The sequence below is a fragment of the Brevibacillus sp. IT-7CA2 genome (genome assembly GCF_949767855.1).
GTDB lineage: Bacteria > Bacillota > Bacilli > Brevibacillales > Brevibacillaceae > Brevibacillus.
In genome coordinates this window covers 317,877-336,946 of the sequence record NZ_CATKQT010000033.1, presented here as the reverse complement: position 1 = coordinate 336,946, position 19,070 = coordinate 317,877, and the positions used below count along the sequence as shown (strand labels likewise).

General features: G+C 49.1%; 16 protein-coding genes. 2 read left to right on the top strand and 14 right to left on the bottom strand.

Translation table 11 applies throughout. The features are described 5' to 3' along the window. Window positions 1–10 precede the first annotated feature (10 nt). The 10 genes from ACM6JA_RS18210 to ACM6JA_RS18165 all read right to left on the bottom strand — a co-directional run bounded on the left by ACM6JA_RS18210 (window position 11) and on the right by ACM6JA_RS18165 (window position 12,857). Entirely contained in the window at window positions 11–1,690 is a 1,680-nt protein-coding gene (locus ACM6JA_RS18210) for an SGNH/GDSL hydrolase family protein (protein ID WP_414853463.1), read from the bottom strand. A gap of 3 nt (window positions 1,691–1,693) precedes the next feature. Then, complete coding sequence (locus ACM6JA_RS18205; RefSeq protein WP_414853462.1) at window positions 1,694–2,608, bottom strand: hypothetical protein; 915 nt, start codon at window positions 2,606–2,608, stop codon at window positions 1,694–1,696. Further along, window positions 2,608–3,630: a bifunctional UDP-N-acetylglucosamine diphosphorylase/glucosamine-1-phosphate N-acetyltransferase GlmU gene (gene glmU / locus ACM6JA_RS18200; RefSeq protein ID WP_390237884.1), complete on the bottom strand. Its 1,023-nt coding sequence runs from the start codon at window positions 3,628–3,630 to the stop codon at window positions 2,608–2,610. The genes ACM6JA_RS18205 and glmU overlap by 1 nt, the downstream gene beginning before the upstream one ends. Then, complete coding sequence (locus tag ACM6JA_RS18195; protein ID WP_007728018.1) at window positions 3,627–3,833, bottom strand: hypothetical protein; 207 nt, start codon at window positions 3,831–3,833, stop codon at window positions 3,627–3,629. The genes glmU and ACM6JA_RS18195 overlap by 4 nt, the downstream gene beginning before the upstream one ends. A gap of 78 nt (window positions 3,834–3,911) precedes the next feature. Next, window positions 3,912–5,744, bottom strand: coding sequence for a glutamine--fructose-6-phosphate transaminase (isomerizing) (glmS, locus tag ACM6JA_RS18190; protein ID WP_414853461.1), 1,833 nt, complete (start codon window positions 5,742–5,744; stop codon window positions 3,912–3,914). 44 nt (window positions 5,745–5,788) lie between these two features. Continuing rightward, window positions 5,789–7,150 carry a nucleotide sugar dehydrogenase gene (locus ACM6JA_RS18185; protein WP_414853460.1) on the bottom strand — a complete coding sequence of 454 codons (1,362 nt, stop codon included), beginning with the start codon at window positions 7,148–7,150 and terminating at the stop codon, window positions 5,789–5,791. A 30-nt stretch (window positions 7,151–7,180) separates the two neighbouring features. Next, window positions 7,181–7,972 (bottom strand): response regulator transcription factor, encoded by a 792-nt coding sequence (locus ACM6JA_RS18180; protein ID WP_414853459.1) that lies wholly within the window; start codon window positions 7,970–7,972, stop codon window positions 7,181–7,183. Next, complete coding sequence (locus tag ACM6JA_RS18175) at window positions 7,969–9,411, bottom strand: glycosyltransferase family 2 protein (protein WP_414853458.1); 1,443 nt, start codon at window positions 9,409–9,411, stop codon at window positions 7,969–7,971. The genes ACM6JA_RS18180 and ACM6JA_RS18175 overlap by 4 nt, the downstream gene beginning before the upstream one ends. 17 nt (window positions 9,412–9,428) lie before the next feature. Then, window positions 9,429–10,613: a HEAT repeat domain-containing protein gene (locus ACM6JA_RS18170; protein ID WP_414853457.1), complete on the bottom strand. Its 1,185-nt coding sequence runs from the start codon at window positions 10,611–10,613 to the stop codon at window positions 9,429–9,431. 21 nt (window positions 10,614–10,634) lie between these two features. After that, window positions 10,635–12,857, bottom strand: a complete 2,223-nt coding sequence (locus ACM6JA_RS18165; RefSeq protein ID WP_414853456.1) for a hypothetical protein — start codon at window positions 12,855–12,857, stop codon at window positions 10,635–10,637. Window positions 12,858–13,362: 505 nt separating this feature from the next. Between ACM6JA_RS18165 and ACM6JA_RS18160 the strand changes: the two genes are divergently transcribed. Further along, window positions 13,363–14,277: an NAD(P)/FAD-dependent oxidoreductase gene (locus ACM6JA_RS18160; RefSeq protein ID WP_414853455.1), complete on the top strand. Its 915-nt coding sequence runs from the start codon at window positions 13,363–13,365 to the stop codon at window positions 14,275–14,277. Window positions 14,278–14,384: 107 nt separating this feature from the next. Here ACM6JA_RS18160 and ACM6JA_RS18155 read toward each other — a convergent pair whose 3' ends face one another. From ACM6JA_RS18155 to ACM6JA_RS18145, 3 genes are read right to left on the bottom strand one after another with little or no spacing between them, the layout of a single operon-like run. Further along, window positions 14,385–14,939 carry a peroxiredoxin gene (locus ACM6JA_RS18155; RefSeq protein WP_007725301.1) on the bottom strand — a complete coding sequence of 185 codons (555 nt, stop codon included), beginning with the start codon at window positions 14,937–14,939 and terminating at the stop codon, window positions 14,385–14,387. A gap of 36 nt (window positions 14,940–14,975) precedes the next feature. After that, the gene (locus ACM6JA_RS18150; RefSeq protein ID WP_173620030.1) at window positions 14,976–15,224 is read right to left on the bottom strand and encodes a glutaredoxin family protein; all 249 of its coding nucleotides are present in this window, start codon (window positions 15,222–15,224) and stop codon (window positions 14,976–14,978) included. A gap of 21 nt (window positions 15,225–15,245) precedes the next feature. Next, on the bottom strand, window positions 15,246–16,169 hold the full coding sequence (locus ACM6JA_RS18145; RefSeq protein WP_414853454.1) for an NAD(P)/FAD-dependent oxidoreductase: 924 nt from the start codon (window positions 16,167–16,169) through the stop codon (window positions 15,246–15,248). 333 nt (window positions 16,170–16,502) lie between these two features. Here ACM6JA_RS18145 and nhaC point away from each other — a divergent pair, with 333 nt between their 5' ends. After that, a complete protein-coding gene (gene nhaC, locus ACM6JA_RS18140; protein WP_414853453.1) occupies window positions 16,503–17,855 on the top strand; it encodes a Na+/H+ antiporter NhaC in 1,353 nt (450 codons plus the stop codon). On the opposite strand, the gene ACM6JA_RS18135 is transcribed toward nhaC, so the two are convergent. Next, complete coding sequence (locus ACM6JA_RS18135) at window positions 17,852–19,066, bottom strand: diguanylate cyclase domain-containing protein (protein ID WP_414853452.1); 1,215 nt, start codon at window positions 19,064–19,066, stop codon at window positions 17,852–17,854. The genes nhaC and ACM6JA_RS18135 overlap by 4 nt on opposite strands. Window positions 19,067–19,070: the final 4 nt, after the last annotated feature.

Genomic DNA, 19,070 nt, shown 5'->3' with positions numbered 1-19,070 from the left:
TGCAGGCAGCCTACTCTTTCCCGTTTTTCCAGTAGTCATAAGCATGAATGGCGAGCCCCCAATAAGAGGAGTATCGATCCAGCGCTTTTGTCACCAGATCCAGCTGCCGATCCATTTCGCCCATGCCTTCCTCGTAAAAGGTGATCCCGTGCCCTTCGTGGCTCTCTTTCGTCTCCACGGCGACGACCAGCTTTTTCTGGAGGCTCTCTGCGTACTTCATCTGATTTTCAACCAAGCCGATAATGCCAGGAGCCCGATCACGAAAAGCCATCAAGGTCGTATGATCAAGCTGTTTGATCATCCAATGCGAAAACGGCAGTTCGGGCTGACCTGGAGTCGGTGTCTTGTCTAGCCATGCAGCGAGGTCGACGCTCGCTTCCAAGGAAGTCCCGCCCTTGGTCTCCTCGACAAATGCTTCGATGTTGCCCATCCACTGGCGCAAGACTGCCTCTTTATCCTCACGCCAGACAGGAAGGACATATGGCTCGATATCTAAGTGAATGCCGTGAAACTGTTCTTCTGTCGAGACAGCCTCATTGTAGTCTTTCACCCAATTCACGAGCTTCATGATCTTGCTCCGACTCTCAGATATCGCCCAAATCGGATGACCACCCATCGCATGAACCTCGATCCCCGCTTCACGAGCCTCTCTCACGAAATCGCGATAATAGGAAGTCGGCTGCTCCAAATCAAGACGAACATAGAGGAGATTCACCCCGTTTTGTTCCGCAAAGGAGAGAATTTCCTCCTTTTCCGTGCCAATCAATTCTGCACGCCATATGTAGGTGCCTTTGTAGCGTTGCTTCGTTACTGGGGGCAGTGGCGTCGCCTCCTTCCAATAGCGATAATCGTGGATCGCGACACCAGAGAAGGACGGATGCTGTGCCAAATGTGCAGGCAATTGCTCTAATTGCTGTTTCATGAGAGCTGGGCCTTCCTCTGCAAAAGAAGCGTGGTCTTCATCAAGCGGCTTCATATTTACAGCAACCAAGACACGCGTCTCTAATTCATCCGCTTCCTTCATTTCCTGATCAATCAAGTTCAGGATGCCGTTTTGACCGGAAAGTGTGTCACGATACGCCATGATACATACCGTATCAAACTGGCTGATCATCCATTTGGACAAGGACATCTCTTCTTGTCCCGGAACGGGAATATCGTCCAGCCAAAATGGAATGGCTGCACTGGCAACCAAATCCTGGTCTTTTGACACCTCGGCTGTGAACGCCTGCACATTGGCTTGCCATTCACGGATAATCCGCTTTTGATCGTCCTCCCAAAACGGCAGGAGATACGGCTCGATGTCTAACTGAATCCCGCGAATTCGCGCATTCTTCTCCGCTTCACGGTTGTAGCTTTTTACCCAGTGGACGATATTCATCATCCGCTTTTCATTGCTTTTGAGCGCCCATGCCGGATGGCCAGCTACCGCGTGAACCTCGATCCCCATCTCTGTCGCTTCGCGGATAAAATCGCGGTAGTAATCATAGGGCTTGTTCATCTCGATTCGCAAGTAGACGAGATTAATATCGTTACTTTTGCAGAAATCGAGAATCTCTTGTTTCTCTCTCCCGATCATTTCGGATTGCCAAATCCACGTTGCTTTACTCTTCTTCTCCGCGGGGGAAAAGCCGAACAGAAAGCCGACCGTCAGGCAGAGAACACTCAAATAGATGCGCGCAGCTTTCATTCGTCAAAGTTGCTCCTCTCGTTGACTTGCGTGCTTCCAGCTCTCGTAATCATGGATTGCACTTCCCGCAAACGCCGGATTGTTTGACAGCTCCTCTTGTAAAATGGCCAACTGGTTGTTCATCTCTTCAGTGCCTTCTTCATAAAAGCTCACATGAGCGCCTTCCATCGTTTCCATGATGTTGACGCCTACGATTACCGACCCTTTTTTGTGTACATTGGCATCATCGACGATCTTTTCTACTATTTCGATGATCCCATTTTGCCCAAGGGCTTGATTGCGGTAGGCCATTAACGTAATACTGTCGAGTCGCTGCACCATCCAGTTGCTCACTTTCTCATCACTGCCAGGAACGTTTACGGAGTCGATCCAAAAAGGCAAGTCGGCACCGACAGCGAGATCCGTGTCCTTCTTCGTTTCTGCTGCCAGATAGCTGACATTTTTCAGCCATTGCCGGACGATTTCTGCCTGGTCTTCCTTCCATGCTGGTAACAAATACGGCTCGATATCAACGTGAATCCCCGAGAATCGTTCATCTGACTTGGCATTGCGATTGAACGCCTTCACCCAGGAGATGAGATCATCGATGCTCTGGCGATTCGCTGTTAACGCCCAATTTGGGTCACCGCCAAGCGCCTCTACCTTAATGCCTGCTTGGTTGGCTTTTTCAATGAAGGTACGATACGTCTGAGGCGCAACTGCTGCTGGTTCAACGTGAAGGTAGATCAGGTTGATGTCGTTTTTCTCGGCAAACTCGATCATTTCATCGGTTTGGGTCTCCATTTGCTTGGCATCCCATATCCAGGTTGCTTTTGTCAGGGCGGAGCGGGTGTTTGCCAACGACAGCATAATGATCGAAGCCACTGTCACAAGGAGCAGCGCTATCCAAAGCCAGCTATATCGACGAAATACCTGCATCAGTGCTGGTCGATACCGTACTGTTGTGTCGTCGCTCCCACTCCAGCAAAAGCCCGCTCACCAAACGTACTGCCATCAACCGCTGAAAACGGTTGAATTCTCGTGTAATCCTCGATGCTCTTATTTTTGATCAGCGCATGCGGCCCGATTTGGCAGCCTTCACCAATCTGTGTTTCGCCAAAAAGGCAGGTTCCCGGATAGAGCACCGTATCACGCCCGATCATTACGTCAGAATCGATGTATGTCGAGCTCGGGTCTATCATCGTAACTCCGTTTCGCATATGGAAATCGTTGATTCGCTTGCGCATTAGCTGTTCCAAATCAGCGAGCTGCACACGATCATTGACGCCATTGCCCTCTTCGGGATCATCCGTTGCAAACGCCGCTACCAAATGACCTTGTTCTTGCAAAAGCCCCAGAACGTCCGGCAAGTAAAACTCCCCTTGCGCGTTTTCATTTGAGACCATCGGCAGCATCGAAAACAGCTTTTGATTGTCGAAGCAAAAGATTCCGGTACTGATCTCATTCACCTTTTTTTGTCCCAAGGTCGCGTCTTTTTCCTCGATAATTTTTCGGACATCGCCGTTCTCGTCGCGAATGATCCTGCCATAGCCTGTAGGCTCGTCCACAATGGCGGTCAAAACCGTGGCTGCTGCCTGTTTTAGTTGGTGATACTCGAGCAAACTTCGCAGCGTCTGTTCTTGTACGAGCGGTGTATCACCATTCATGACAATCGTTACGCCATCCTGCGCCCCGAGAATTTCGTGGCTCATCCAAACAGCATGAGCGGTACCGAGCTGTTCCGGTTGATACGCATACTGAACGCGGTTTTTCAGCTGCTCTTTGACCACTTCGGCTCCGTGACCGACAACGACGACCAAGTGGCGAAGTGACAATGCTTCCAATGTCTCTACGACATGTTCAATCATCGGCTTCCCGCAGATTGGATGCATGACCTTGTAGAGCGAAGATTTCATTCTGGTTCCTTTTCCTGCTGCGAGTACTACTGCATGTATGTTCATCCTATCGCCTCCGTCTTGGTCAGCTCCCCTTTTGCAAGCTGACCTTGTTGGATTTGCTGATCGAAATATGGTTTCAATTCATAGGTCAGTGTGTCAATCATCATGGTCAAATCAATGTCTTTCCTCTGCACGCCCAGCTGATAGGCCTGAAGCATAATCTCCAGTAATTTCTCCTGATTCAACGTCCGCTTCGAGGTGTTCATTCATCCTTCCCCCTTCTTGCTATCAATGCCTGTTCAAAAAGTCGATTTTTTGAACTTCCTTACGACTGACGTTTGTGTTTACTCAACTGTTACACTTTTGGCCAAATTTCGTGGACGATCTACGTCATTGCCGAGCGCAACAGAAGTGTAATACGAAATGAGCTGGAGGGGGATAACGCCTAGAACAGGTGTAAGCAAGGCATCTGTCTGCGGAATCAGGCAAACATCATCAACCGAGCGATGCAGCTCTACATGTCCATCTAATGTAATACCAAGAACCTTTGCTCCACGGGCTTTCACTTCTGTAATATTGCTGATCATTTTCTCGTGCAGCTCATCCTGTGTAGCCAAGGCAATGACTCTCGTTCCCTCTTCGATCAGCGCCAGCGTGCCATGCTTTAGCTCCCCTGCCGCATACGCCTCCGAGTGAATATACGAGATTTCCTTCAGCTTGAGCGAGCCTTCCATAGATACTGCCTGATCCAGTCCTCGTCCGATGAAAAACAAATGCTGCTCGTCCTTGATCGATTCAGCGAAATGACGTATCTCATCCGCATGCGCGAGAATATGCTCGACTTGATCCGGGAGTGCGGTCAGTTGGTGAAGCAGTGAGGCACGGGTGTCAGTGTCCAATGTTCCCTTCGCTTGTGCCAAATAGATGCCGAGCAAGTAAAACGCAATCAACTGCGAGGTATATGCCTTCGTCGAAGCAACCGCGATTTCCGGACCTGCATTTGTCGTAATCACGTCATCGGCATCACGGGCAATCGAGCTACCGACTACATTCGTAATAGCGAGTACTGCTGAGCCGTTTCGTTTGGCTTCACGCATGGCTGCCAATGTATCTGCTGTTTCCCCTGATTGACTGACGGCAATCGTGAGCGTATTTGGTTGAAAGAGTGGGCGACGGTAACGAAACTCCGACGCTACATCTACTTCTACCGGAATCTGTGCCAGTCGTTCGATCACATGCTTGCCGATTAAGCCTGCATGATAAGCGGTACCGCATGCGACAATGTAGATTTTCTCCACACGCTTGGCACTCGCTTCTGATAACTGAAGATTAGGAAAAATAACCTTTTGCTGTGTAGCATCGATTCGACCTGTCATTGTATTGCGCAGGGCACGCGGCTGCTCGTAAATTTCCTTTTGCATATAGTGAGCAAAGCCGTCTTTTTCCGCTTGCTCCTTGTCCCACTCAATCCGCACCAGCTCTCGCTCGATTGGCTCCGTCGTATCCAGACGCATGACGTGAACTGAATCTTTGGTCAGAATCGCCAGGTCTCCGTCTTCGAGAACGTACACATCGCGCGTATGCTCCAGGATCGCCGGGATATCAGAACCGATGAAATTCTCATTCTTCCCTACCCCGATAATTAACGGGCTCGCCATACGAACTGCAATCAGTTTGTCAGGCTCATGCTCCGTCATCACACCGAGAGCAAATGCTCCGCGAATTTTACCAGCGACCTTCTGCACTGCCGCAACCAGGTTGTTGTCGTATTCCTGCGCCAAAAGGTGCACGATGACCTCCGTGTCTGTCTCCGAAGTAAACGTCACGCCTTTTTCGATCAACTCCTGCTTGAGATCCAGATAGTTTTCGATAATGCCGTTATGCACGATCGAGAACTTGCCGGATTGATCAAAATGAGGATGAGAGTTTTCGTCAGACGGTCGTCCGTGTGTCGCCCAGCGCGTATGACCAATGCCAATGGAGCCCTGCAAGCCTGACTTTTGGGTTTGGCTCTCCAGTACGTCAATTCTGCCTTTTGCCTTGCGAATGCCGATGGTTGCTCCATCACAAATCGCAATGCCAGCTGAATCGTAGCCTCTGTATTCCAGCTTTCGCAGCCCATTGATTAGAATCGGCTGCGCTTCCCTGTTCCCGATATATCCCATAATTCCGCACATGTCTTCGGTTCCTCCCTTGTTGCGTATAATGTTCGGACTCTGTATTATGCGAGCAAACTGACGACTTCCTTCTCCTGCCTGATAGCGACTGAGGTTCCGATGCGATACACATTCGGATTCGTGATGCCCTCAAACGCATTGCGAGTATCGATAATGGCCACTCCCAAATCCGCCAGCTCCTGATAGGCAAAGCTTTGGTGATTCGTAATAAGCACCATGCAATCGTAAGTCTTGAATGCCTCGTAGTCATTGGCGATGGAGTGGATGATCTCACCTTTTTTATTCACAAAGCTCTGCGCATACGGGTCGTAATAGTCGACAGTTGCGCCGCTATTGGTGAACAGCTCGTAAATCTCCAGCCCAGGTGATTCCCGCAGGTCATCAACTTCCGGTTTGTAGGCCATGCCAAGAATTAAGATGCGTGAGCTGTTGATCGCTTTGGCGTAAATGTTGAGCACCTGTGCTGTCTTATTGCGCACATAGTCCGGCATGTTGTCGTTAATCGATTGGGCGATCTCAATAAATTGGCTGTGAAAACGAAAGCCCTTGGCCTTCCACGACAAATACATCGGATCGAGCGGTATGCAATGCCCACCGATTCCGGGTCCCGGGTAAAACGGCATGAACCCGAAAGGCTTGGTCGATGCGGCCTTGATTACTTCCCAAACATTGATGCCCATTCTGTCGCACATCATTGCCATCTCATTCATGAAGGCAATATTGACGCTACGGAAGGTGTTTTCCAATAGCTTGGACATTTCCGCCACCTTTGGCGAAGAGACCGGCACGACAGTTTTGACCAGGCTGCCGTACAAGAGCGTGCCTAACTCCATGCAACGTTCTGTCGTCCCACCGATCACCTTTGGCGTATTGTACGTACTGTATTTGCGATTGCCCGGATCGACCCTCTCTGGCGAATAGCAGAGGAAAAAGTCAATGCCAGCCCGATAGCCCAGCTTTTCAAATTCGCGCTGGATTAGTTCTTCCGTCGTTCCCGGATAAGTTGTGCTCTCCAGCGTAATAAGCATTCCTCTTTTCATGAATCTCTTGATTTGCTCGACAACGTTTGTAATGTAAGAGGTGTCCGGATCCTGATTGGGACTGAGTGGCGTCGGAACGCAAATGCTGATCGCATCCAGCTCCTCGATGACGCTATAATCGGTCGTCGGAAAAAAACGATTGGTCGCGAGGCATTCCTGCAAGGTTTCATTGGAAATATCCTGGACGTAAGACTCTCCTCTTTTCAGGCTCTCGATTTTTCCGCCATGCAGATCGATTCCGATTACGGTAAAACCACTCTTGATCGTCTCTACCGCCAGCGGCAGCCCTACATACCCAAGCCCAATGACACCCACTCTCGCTGTCTTCCGTTGAATCTTTTGTTGTAGTTCCTCGTATCTCGCCATCCTCGTTTCTCTCCCTTTCTCTTTCTAGAATTATGAAATCAGCCTTTTCACCCTGGCTTCTAGCTCCACCGGGGAGAATGGCTTGGTAATGTAGTCAGATGCTCCCATCGCAAACGATTTTTGCACATCTTCTTCCAGGCGTTTGTCTGTGAGCACCATGATCTTGCTCATAGAAGCGCTGATATGTTTGATTTTTTCCATGAGCTGGTATCCATTGAGGATAGGGAGATTCAGGTCGGTAATCACAAGATCAGGGGCGACCTCCTGATATTTTTCCATGCCATCCATCCCGTCATTGGCTACCGTAACGAGATACCCTTTGCGCTGAAAGTAGATGCTCAAAAACTCGTTGACAGTCTCATCATGGTTAACCAACAAAATACTTGCCGGCTCCTCTTTTTGAGCGGGATTCTGCTCGTAAATCTTGATCTCCCCATGAACGCCTGGCTCTCTCATCTCTTGGATCATCCGCATCAGCATTTGACCGGACGAGCGCGAGCTTTCGGGAAAACTCGCAATCAAGAGGCTGCCTGCTAGCAGTTTGTGCTCTTGCAAATAGTCTTTTACACGCAAAGCATAGAAATGGGTGCTCGAAAGCTTCTGTCCTTCAAGCAGTATTCCGAAGAGCTGCTTGTTTTTGTCATACGCGTAGTGCAAAGCAATCTCGGAGCCGTCTCCTGAACGAGTGCCCAGGTCTTGCTTGATCAGCTCCATTGACTCTTTCGTGAGGGGTTTGCAAGCCGCTAGAATAACCCCACACGCCAATTGTTTCTCTTCCATCTTGCTCAGATGCTCGTAAAAAACAGGTACGAGATTACTCATGATCTAGCCTCCAAACTTGAAATGTTTTCGCTGCTCTTCGTCTGCCAGCTCGTCCGTGTCATCGTTCCCCAGGAGTTGTTGTTGCGCAAATATTCAATATGACCGAGGAATCTCCAGATGACGCCGATTTGCCGATAGCCGAAGAACATCAGTATCGTATAGAAAAGCATTTTGACGATGTCTCGAAAACGCGGATACCGTCGAAATGCGATTTCCTCCAGCAATAAGGAGCCAATGCCAAGCAGCATGCCATACAGCACATTGAGCAAGCCGTAGATTAAGAGGACGTAGCCGTTGGTCATATCCAGCAAGGTATAACCGATGAGGGCCAATAGACCCGTGATGCGAAAGTACGGATTCAAGGTTTCAAACAAGATATTGAACGGTAGCGTGAGCATCCCGAACAGCTTGTACTTGGGGCGAAACGCCATGTATCTGCCGTACTCAATCATGTTTTTCAGATTGCCGCGTCCCCATCTGCGCCGTTGACTGCCCAAGATTTTGAGCGTATCCGGCGCTTGTGTCCAGCAGACCGCATCGGGGCAAAATGCCACTCGGTACGGCAGCTTGTTTTCCAGCATGTATTTGTGCAGCTTGATGATAATGTTCATGTCTTCACCCGGATACCCCTCGCGATAACCGCCTACCTTGATGATGTAATCCTTGCGAAAAACACCGAACGCGCCTGAGACGATAATCAATCCGTTGATCGCGCTCCAGCCGATCCGTCCCCCGAGAAACGCCTTGAGGTATTCGACGGATTGCATCATCGGCAAAAACTTGTCTGGCAAACGAATGTCCTTCACGACACCGTCTTCGATCTTGCAGCCGTTGGCAATGCGGATATCTCCGCCGATGGCAACTGTTTCATCCGGGTTTTCCATATACACCTTCGCAATGCGAATCAGCGCGTCTTTTTCCAGCAAGGAATCTGCATCAATGGAAGCGATCAACGGATAGTGGGAGAGATTGATCCCCGCATTGAGCGAGTCAGCTTTTCCTCCGTTCTCTTTGTCGATCAAATACAGATTCGGAAAAGCCGGATTGTGGTAGATTCCCCTGATCTTCGACGTATGAAGAAGCGGCTGCACCGGCATGTGCTCGGAGTAAACTAGCGAAAACTCGTTAATCAATGTCTGCAAGGTAGCATCCTTCGATCCATCGTTGACCACGAGCACCTCGTAGCGTGGATAGTTCAAGGATAAGAGCGACCTTACATTTTCAATAATCGTCAGTTCCTCGTTGTATGCTGGCACGAGAATCGAAATCGGCGGAACGTGCTCAGAGCCTGAAAGTGTCTGGAATCTCGAATAGATGGAGCTTTTTAAGATTCCCATGATGCTATTGAACGAGAACAGCATGATGATGAAGTACAAAGAGTTGATCACGATGACGTAATAGACGGCAAATACTCCGTAGTAAAGTAGAAAATCTCTCATGGCAGCCTCCTTTCGCTCTATCTTTCCAGTGCTTGAACCGTAGAAATCGTTTTGCGATACGACTTGCGGTACAGATGCAGCTTTTCGTTGTATTGCACGAGCTTCTCGGTCGCTGTCGCACCCTGTAGAACTAGCTTCTCTTTTTCCAGCTCCTCCTGGATCACTTGATGAGCCATCTCGCTCTTATGACCGTTTCTCTCTTCCTGCAAAATTTCACACAGGGCAGCAAAGCCTTCGACCTCTAGCTGCGCCAGGCTGCGTGCACTGTGATGACGAACCCACCAGTTCGCATCGCCCACCGCCTTTTTCAGCGAGGAGATGTACGAATGCAATTTCAGTGAACCAATTGCCTTCGCTGCCATTGCCCGAATTTCCCAATCTTTGTGATTCATAAAAGCAGTGACTGTCTGCTCATTCATATAGCGGGTATCCCGACACATAAGCTTGACTGCCTTAATTCGGACTTCCTTGTCAGGCGATTGAATGAGCTGGAATAGCGCAGGCTCAATGCCGGGCTGGGCATGCACAGCGTAGCCAATCAGCCCGATTTGGACCAGTTCAGCATCGGATTCTTGTAAAAACTGTGCAAAAAGCGGTGCCGTATCTACCTGCGCATCACTGATGATGTCCACGATGAGCTGGTGGACATTTTTCTTCGCTCCGACAACATGGGTCACCATTTCCCGCAAATCTTCTGTGTTGCGTGCACATTTGGCGACGGAGCGAGCAATGATAAAAACACTAATGTCATTTGTGTTTTTTTGCAGGAGGGTTAAGAGAGCAGGTACAGCGAGCTTGGAGCGCATGATCCCCAAATTGTAAGCCGCATCCACTCTCGTCCATTTCCACCAGCCATTTAGTCTTTGCATGTCCAGCTCTACGAGTCCCATATCCTCGCAGAGCCAGATCAGCTTGTCCCGATGAATGCCAGTGACCCGCTCCATCAGCTCAAACAGCTTTTTCTGAATGATTTGCTTTTCTTTTTGCGTCACAGCGCCATAAGGCACTTGCAAACGCTCCTCTTCTTCCCCGTGTGCCTGCAGGTAAACGAAGTAGTCGCGATATTTTTCCAGACAACGCATGGTCTGTTTCTCCACCGAAATGTTGCGCAGCTTCAGTGCGAACAAGACAAGCAAGCCTAGTACTGTCAATCCACATAGCGCGTACAGAAAAACAATTGCCGTCGCCAATGGTGTTTGCACGTTTGCCACTCTCCTATCCAATCAAGGCTGAGTCCCGATCTTCACCGGAGCCTCAATCTCATGGAATGCTTTTTTTAGTATGGAATAGCTCTGTTTTTTGCGTTCGTGATAGCCTACCTGCTCCCAGCCTTGCCATGTATACATCGGGAGCTTCGTCACTGCATAAGCGTTTTGCCCGACGATTTGTTTCGTCTCTGTATCCACCAGGAGCGGCAGGATGCGTATGCCTTTCGTCTTCTTCGTCGTGAAGTTTTTTCCATCATCTTCATAGCTCATGACGGACAAGGAGCTCGGGTCTGTAAATCCAAGCAGCATCCACGGTACTCTCAGCTCTACCACTTTGCCCTTCGCTTGCCACGCAGTTCGTGAGTCGTACTGCGGGTCTTGGGCATCTGTCGTTCCCCGGATCAGCTTGCCGACCTCGACTTCCTCCAACGGATAGTACTTCTTGCTGTCTGGCGGCTCCATCTCCAGGCTAACGGCCAGCTTCCACGGCTTGAATATCCCGGAATTGTCTTTTTTCTCCTCTTCCTTGACCGCAAGCATGCCGTAGCGTTTTCCGTATAAGCGTGCATGAAAGTCGTAATTGGCAGCGATTTGAATCTGGCTCTCGTCTGCTTTTCCCAACGCGATCAACGTCTCTAGCCCCTCATCCAGCGTCAGGCCTGGAAGCTGAGCAGCATGCTTGTTCCCGCCAGGAAGCGTATCAACGCCCACATAAAGCTGTTGTTTAGCCGGATCAAACTCTTCCTTCAACTGAGCAAGGAAATAGACGTACCCTTCATCATGTGTCATCCAGATTTCGTCGACACCTGGGACTTGAACATCGAGGCGTTGCTTCTCTTCCAGCACGAGCTGATCCCAATCTGTGCGATTCCCATCGATGGTCAGTACGCCTTCTTTGTTCGGGTACATACCGAGGACTCCAAACAGAGACTCATTGGTCAACACGTTGATCCACAGGGAGCGCCGATCTTCCGGTAACTCAAAGCGCATCGTGTTCCACGTTTTTTTGAACCACTCGTCCTGCCAGACGAATACGATTGCTCCTGCATAACCTTCCTGATGGATTTCTTGCAAAAGCTCGACATCGATCTCTCCCTGCTGCTTTTCTGAATGACCTCCCTGATTGCGCCCCAAATTGCCCAGATGGGCGACTCCCACCGATGCCGGGACCCCGAATTCCGTCACCATAATCGGCATGTTTTTGTGATACTGCTTCAGTTGTCGCAAATACGCTTTGTACGTATCGATTTGCCCTGCATCGTTCTTCAGCTGTTGCAGGGTAGTGTCGTAACGGAAGAAATCTGGATAATACGGGTACACGTGATAGGAAGCGAAGTAGCCTGCCTCCCACTGCGTTGGCTCTATATGGGTAGGATCGACACTGACCAAATCCTCATGATGGATCGGCTCTCCCGGATGCGATAAGGGGTCTGTTGTCACCCAATTGGTGAAGGTCATCGGATGCTGCCAACCGTATTTGCTCTCCTCCATTGCGACGGTATCCACCATTTCAGCAATCCATGTCTCAAAAGCCGTTGCATTCGGTGTCGCGTGGAAGTATTTCCCTTGATAGGGAGCAACTTTTTGATGCAGGCGGTTGGTGTTTTTCACCATCACGGGGTCCCACTCGGTCCCTGTGTGCCAGCCAATCAAGTATTTGCCCGCATTGGCACGGTATGTACCACTTGCCTTTCCCGGTTTTTCCGGCAGGGTGATGTCCCCGTAAACAGCGCCGACTGCATCCTTGATTTCCTGTCGAAACTCCTCGCGAATCTCTGGCAAATAGGCGTCTTTCTTTTCAATCAACAGCTCTTCTGGACTCCAAATGCCCTGCATCAAATAGAGAGGGTCCCCTTCTTTTCGCTGATTGTAGTCGACCAGCGCTTCATAAAAGACAGGAGAATGGATGGTATACACACGAATGACGTTCGCTCCCATCTCGTCGATCATCGCGAACCAGCGCATATAATCCTCTCTTGTGATGGGAAGCTCACCCGGATAATGACCCGGTAACGATGCCCCCAGATTGACGCCTTTCGCAAAAAAGGGCTGCCATTTCTGATTCTGATAGACTTCGAACAGCTCGCCATTCGCGCGAAATTTTAATTGAGCACCTGTAGTCGTCTCCATGCTTTCGACACGAGCTGCTGCCCAAAACCACCAGAAGGCACTTGCCCCCACCACGATCAGCATGGTCAGGCTCATCCAGCGCCATCTTCTCTTTTTTGTTGGCTCCATTCCTCGTCAACCTCCGATATGTTGCCACGTCACAGTCATTGTAAACATAGGGAGCAAATCGTTCCCATAGACAAAATTCACTATTGTATCTTTTTCAGATTTGTCATGAAATTGTAATGTTGGGACGGATTCGCCTCTATCGTCCTACGTTTTTTGTAGAGAAGTCCTGCAACCGGGACGGTCTTCTGGCCCACACTTTTTCTAAATTAGGTACATTTACTCGTTCCTTTTTTTTCCTTTTCGCTTGTGAAAATGGTAGGTTGCTACTATTTGGAAAGTGCTGGAGTTTGTCGATATAAGGGATTATTTACAAAAAGAATATAAAGTGTATCGCGACTTGATTCTCAGGAAGGTTTGTTTATAATAGACATAAAGGGTCTTCAATAGACGTTTTAGTTGTGCTGGGTCTTGCTCTGAACCCCAGACTTCTTGCAGAAACTAAGGAGAATGAGCTTTTTGATTTCAGATTACAGATATAAAAAATCTATAAAGGCGGTATACAAACATGAATCAACTTATCGATGTAGGGATTATTGGCGGCGGACCAGCTGGTATGAGTGCCGCTCTTGCACTTGGCAGGGCAAGAAAAAGTGTGGTCGTTATCGATGAAGGCCGTCCACGCAATCGCGTTACACGTGAGTCGCATGGCTTTCTTACGAGAGACGGCATCACTCCGAGCGACTTTCGTCACGTTGCAAGGGAGCAAATCAGCGCCTACCCCTCCGTTCACTTTGTGGAGGATACAGCTGTTACGATCACGGGACACGATGGAATTTTTCTCATTACAACTGCACAGGGGACGACTTTTCAGAGCAAAAAGCTGTTGTTCGCAGTGGGAATGAAGGATCTCCCTTTGCCTGTTAACGGATTAGCAGAAGTGTATGGAAAAAGTGCTTTTGTCTGCCCATATTGCGATGGATGGGAATTACGCGACCAGTCACTCGTCTTGATCGCCAACGGAGAAAAGGCATTGCACTTGGCAAAAATGCTGTCTGGTTGGACCAATCAATACACCATTTGCACCAATGGACCAGATGAATTCACGGAAGAACAAAGGTTGGAGCTGTTGCAGCAGCGCGTTCCTGTCTTTGACTCCCCGATTGAGCGCATTGACTCTGTCGATGGGATGGTGCAGCGCGTTGAGCTTACAGATGGCAATAGCATTTCGTGCACCGGGATCTTTTTTGCTCCCAAGCTCGTGGCTGGATCTGACTTGCCGGAAGCATTAGGCTGCCAGGTAACGGAAGCAGGAACGGTCATCGTCGACAGCTTTGGGAAAACGAGCCTACCGGGTGTCTATAGTGCAGGCGATGCAGCAACTACACACTACCAGGTGATCACTGCCGCTGCTCTAGGCTCTGCGGCTGGAATGAGTATCAACAACGAACTGCTTTTAGAGGAATGGAATCGTCAACGTTAGCTCCATCTCCACGTGTTCCTTCCATAAAAAAGGACAATCCCTCCGTCTGCAATAGACGGGTGGGACTGTCCCTCTTCTATATTATAGAAGCAATGCTCTTTCTTTGATTACAACGTCTTCTGTCCTGGCTTCCAGTTCGCCGGGCACAGACCGCCAGCCTGCAGGGCTTGCAAAATACGAGTCGTCTCTGCCACACTGCGGCCTACGTTCATGTCAGTTACCACTTGGTAGCGCAGAATGCCGTCTGGATCGATGATGAACAAACCACGGTGAGCTGCACCGGTCTCTTCGTCCAAGACACCATAAGCTCGTGCCGTCTCTTTTTTGAAGTCGCTCGCGAGCGGGAAGTTTACTTCACCGATACCATTTTCATCGCGCGGTGTTTTTATCCATGCCCGGTGCGTATGTACGCTATCGGTGGATACGCCCAGCACTTCGCAATCCAAATCTTCGAACTCTTCCATGTTGTCACTAAACGAAGTTACCTCTGTCGGGCAAACGAATGTGAAGTCGAACGGCCAGAAGAACAAAATCAGCCATTTTCCTTTGTAATCAGCCAGCGACACACGTTCTTCCAGTGTCTCGAGGTTTTTCGTTGTGAGCATGTTAAAGTCAGGTGCTGGTTTTCCTACTTGTAGTTGAATCGTTTGCTGCGTTGTCATAATAAATCTCTCCTTTTATATGGTGTCTGATGAAAATTACTTCGCAGCCTCTTCCAATGCTGCCAGTGCTTTTTTGATACGTGTCGGGTTGAAGCCCAAAATTTGCTTCTCGCCAATGACGGTCAAGGGAACAGACATCATTCCTAAACGGCTCAACTCTTGGCCGTACTCTTCTTTTTCATCGATGTTGCGCTCTTCGAAAGAAATGTTTTGTTCTGTCAAATACGTCTTTAATTGCTTGCAGAAGTTGCAATTTGTGCTGGAGTATACGATTGCTTGTGCCATGTTTGTTTCTCTCCTTTTCTTCTATTTGTATTGGGGGACAACTTTGGAACGCTTGTTGATGTATTTGTCTACAGCCATAGCTGCAATAGCACCGTCTGCCGCAGCGACTACTGCTTGCTTCACAGGTGTTTTGCGCACCTCACCCGCTCCAAATACACCTGGAACAGAAGACTGCATGAACTCATCTAGAATCATAAATCCTTCCTCATCGAGAGGAACTTGTCCATCCAAGAAATCGGTACCCGGCTTGCTGCCAGACAGGAAGACGAAGACCCCGTCTACGGACAGCATTTCTACTGCTCCTTCTGCCGTGCGAATGCGCAACCCTTCGACCGCTTTCTCGCCAACAATTTCCAATGGGCGCGTTCGGAAACGCATTTCCGTGTTCGGCAGCCCAGGTAGTCCTTCTACCCCTTGAAGATCAGCGCGCGGCACCAAGAAAGTGATTTTGTCCGTAAATTTGGTCAGTGCATGCGCCTCTTCCAATGCTTCCTCCGTATCACCGATGACCGCAACGTGCTTGCCTTCATAAAAAGCTCCGTCGCATGTCGCGCAAGTGCTCACGCCTCGCCCAAGCAATTGCTCTTCTCCTGGAAGCATACGGTTACGTCCTTTGGAACCAGTCGCTATGATCACGGCCTTCGCTTCGAAAGTACCATGAGCCGTGAAGATGCTTTTTTCCTCATCCTCTACATCTACCGCAGAAATCGTTGTTTGGATGAATTCTGCACCGAAGCCCTCCGCTTGTCTGCGCATTTTATCCAATAGTTCCTTCCCAGTCATCTCGCCTTCTACCCCTGGGTAGTTGGCGATTTTATGTGTCAGGGCAAGCGCCCCAGTTCCGGGTGCCTTATCGATGACGAGCGTCTTTAGATTTCCACGAGCTGTATAAATGGCAGCGGAAGCACCAGCTGGTCCTCCGCCGATGATGATGACATCATACATGAACGCTCCCCCTTTCCTTATTATCAAATTATAATTATTATCAACTAGGAACAATTATCATTGTACTTGATATAATTTGAAAGTCAATATCTTTTTATAATTATTTTAAATAAGGTCTTATTATAAAAAGGCGCACGAAAAAGTCCGCCCCTCTGCCCTGAATTATTTTACGATTCCGAATTCACCCGATTTCGTTGACGAAACAAGTAATTCAGGATAAAGTACCACTAACACTTGAACGCACAAAAGCAAAGAAGCAAGAAAGCACAAAAGTACGAAAGTAAAAATGTACCTTCTCACTGCTTCAGCCTGATTTAACAAGGAGTTGCCATTATGAACAAGCCATTATCTTTTTCGCAAAGTATTTGGGTGCTTGTCACCGTATTCGGAATCTTGTTTCCCGCCCTATTCTGGGGCAAAGTTGAGCCGCATATGCCGCTCTTCCTCGCAACCATTGGAGCTTCCACTCTTCTCTTCCTGTTCGGCGTTCCGTGGACGCAAATGGAGGAAGGCTTGATCAAAGGAATTCAAACCGCGATCGCCCCCATGCTGATTCTTTCCTTAATCGGAATTTTGATCGGGGTTTGGATGATGAGTGGAACCGTTCCGATGATTCTGCACCTCGGTATTTCAATCATCTCACCGGAGTACTTCACACTCTCCGCCCTATTTCTGACGGTAATCGTTTCTTCCGTAACAGGAAGCTCTTTTACCACAATTAGTACGGTAGGGGTCGCTATGATGGGGGTCTCGACTGCACTCGGACTTGATCCCTTGATTACAGCCGGAGCCATTATTTGTGGAGCATGCTTCGGGGATAAAATGTCGCCTCTCTCCGACACGACCAACTTTGCAGCAGCCATTGCAGGCGTTTCCTTGTCGGAGCACGTCAAGTTCATGTCACGCACTGCCGTTCCTGCCCTTGTCATTACCGCGATTTTCTTCGGATTTCAAGGACAAAGTGCCAGTGTTAATCTAGACGCCATTCAAGAGATCCAGCTTGCTTTGGAACAAAACTTCTCGCTTGGCCTTTTATCGCTGCTGCCAGCATTCGTCGTCCTGTTATGCTCAGCGCTGCGAAAACCGATTTTGCCTACATTGGTATTCGGGATTTTGAGCGGGATTGTCACAGCTGCTCTTTCGGAAGGAGTTACCTCTCCAGTCGAATGGATGACTGTCATGCAAAAAGGCTTCGTCAGCAATATCGCCAATGAAGCCGTTGCATCAATTGTGGACCGCGGTGGACTGTTGTCGATGACCTGGTCCCTCGCCTTGATTTTGATTGCCTTGTCTTTAGGTGGCATCCTGCAATACAGCGGTGTGTTTCATTCTCTCTTTTCCGGATTCATCAATCGAATCAAACGAGACTCTCAGATGGTCGGTCTTGCCGGATCTTCTTCTATTCTCGTGAATCTGCTGACAGGAGAACAATACTTGTCCATCCTGCTCCCTGGACAGATGTTTCGTGAAGCATTCGAAGCTCGCGGAATGGCGGGCAGACGACTGTCTCGTACTCTAGAAGACTGCGGGACACTCGTCAACCCACTCATTCCATGGGGGGTAAGTGGTGCATTCTTTACCGCTACCTTGCATGTATCCACACTGGAATACTTGCCTTATGTCATCTACCTGTGGATCTCGCCAATTTTGACGTTTCTATTCGCCATGCGTCGGCAGAAAGCTTAGCCGGCTGCATACACGGTCGTACAGTTTTTTCCTTTGCGCTTGGAGCGGTACAGTGCCTCATCTGCTGCCCGCTTCAAGCCATCTGCCGTGTTTGCGTCTTGAGGGAAGCGCGCGATGCCAACACTGACCGCAATCAAGATGCAGCAATCGTCCTGTGTTAAGGGGCGCAAGCGCAAATACTCTCGAATGGCATGCGCTTTTTCCTCCGCCATCTCCATAGATGATCCTGGGCAGAGCAGCATGAACTCGTCTCCCGCATAACGATACGCAGTATCCTCTGGTCCCGACACTTCTTTCATCGCTTCGGCAATTTGCTTAATCAGTGCGTCCCCTGCATGATGACCATAATGGTCGTTCACCGCTTTTAAGCTGTCTGAATCCAGCATGATCAAAGAGACAGACGCATCCTCTTCACTCAGCAGCTTTTCCAAATCACGATGGAACGCACGATAGTTCGCAATCCCTGTCAGCTCATCCTGAAACGACATCTGGTACATTCGCTCATACAAACGCGCCGTTTCGATAGCACTTGCTACCTGAAAACCAATGATTTTCAGTAGTTCCTCATGCTCTTTTTTATAGGCGAATTCGCGATATGACTGGGCAGAAATAACGCCCTTGATCTGATTCCCCAGCATGAGTGGAACGAAAATGCATGTATTCGTATCAATTTCCGGACTTCCCCAGCGGATCATTTCTGGCTCGCTTGGCTCGTTCTTCATCGTCTTGATGTGGATTGTTTCCCTTGTATCGATCACTTTGGACACCATCGCTTGCCCATAGGGAATCGTGAGCGGACCGTAATTGACCCCATTATCGATGCTGATCGGAATTTTGATCTCACTGTCGCCTTCATCATAAAAGGCAATAAAGAAAGCATCTGCACGCATCACGCGCGAGACCAGCTCAAATGCTTTCCACAAAATTTTGCTTTCCTCAAACGTTTTCGCAAAAATGTGGCTGAGGTCATGTAAAATCTTCATGTGCTCGGAGATCCACATCATTTCGGTTACCTTATTTCGCAGCTCCACAATCTGCTTCAGCAGTTCTGCATGCAAGACACTGTCCTGCTCCGACAGCATGCTGTCTACCTCACGAGATAACGCTTCGACCTCGCCAAGCTCGACTTCTTCTATGTTTCCGAGCCATTGGCTATAACGCTCCAACAACTGTCTTGCATACGCTTCTCTAACGTCGTGCTTCTCATGCATATTC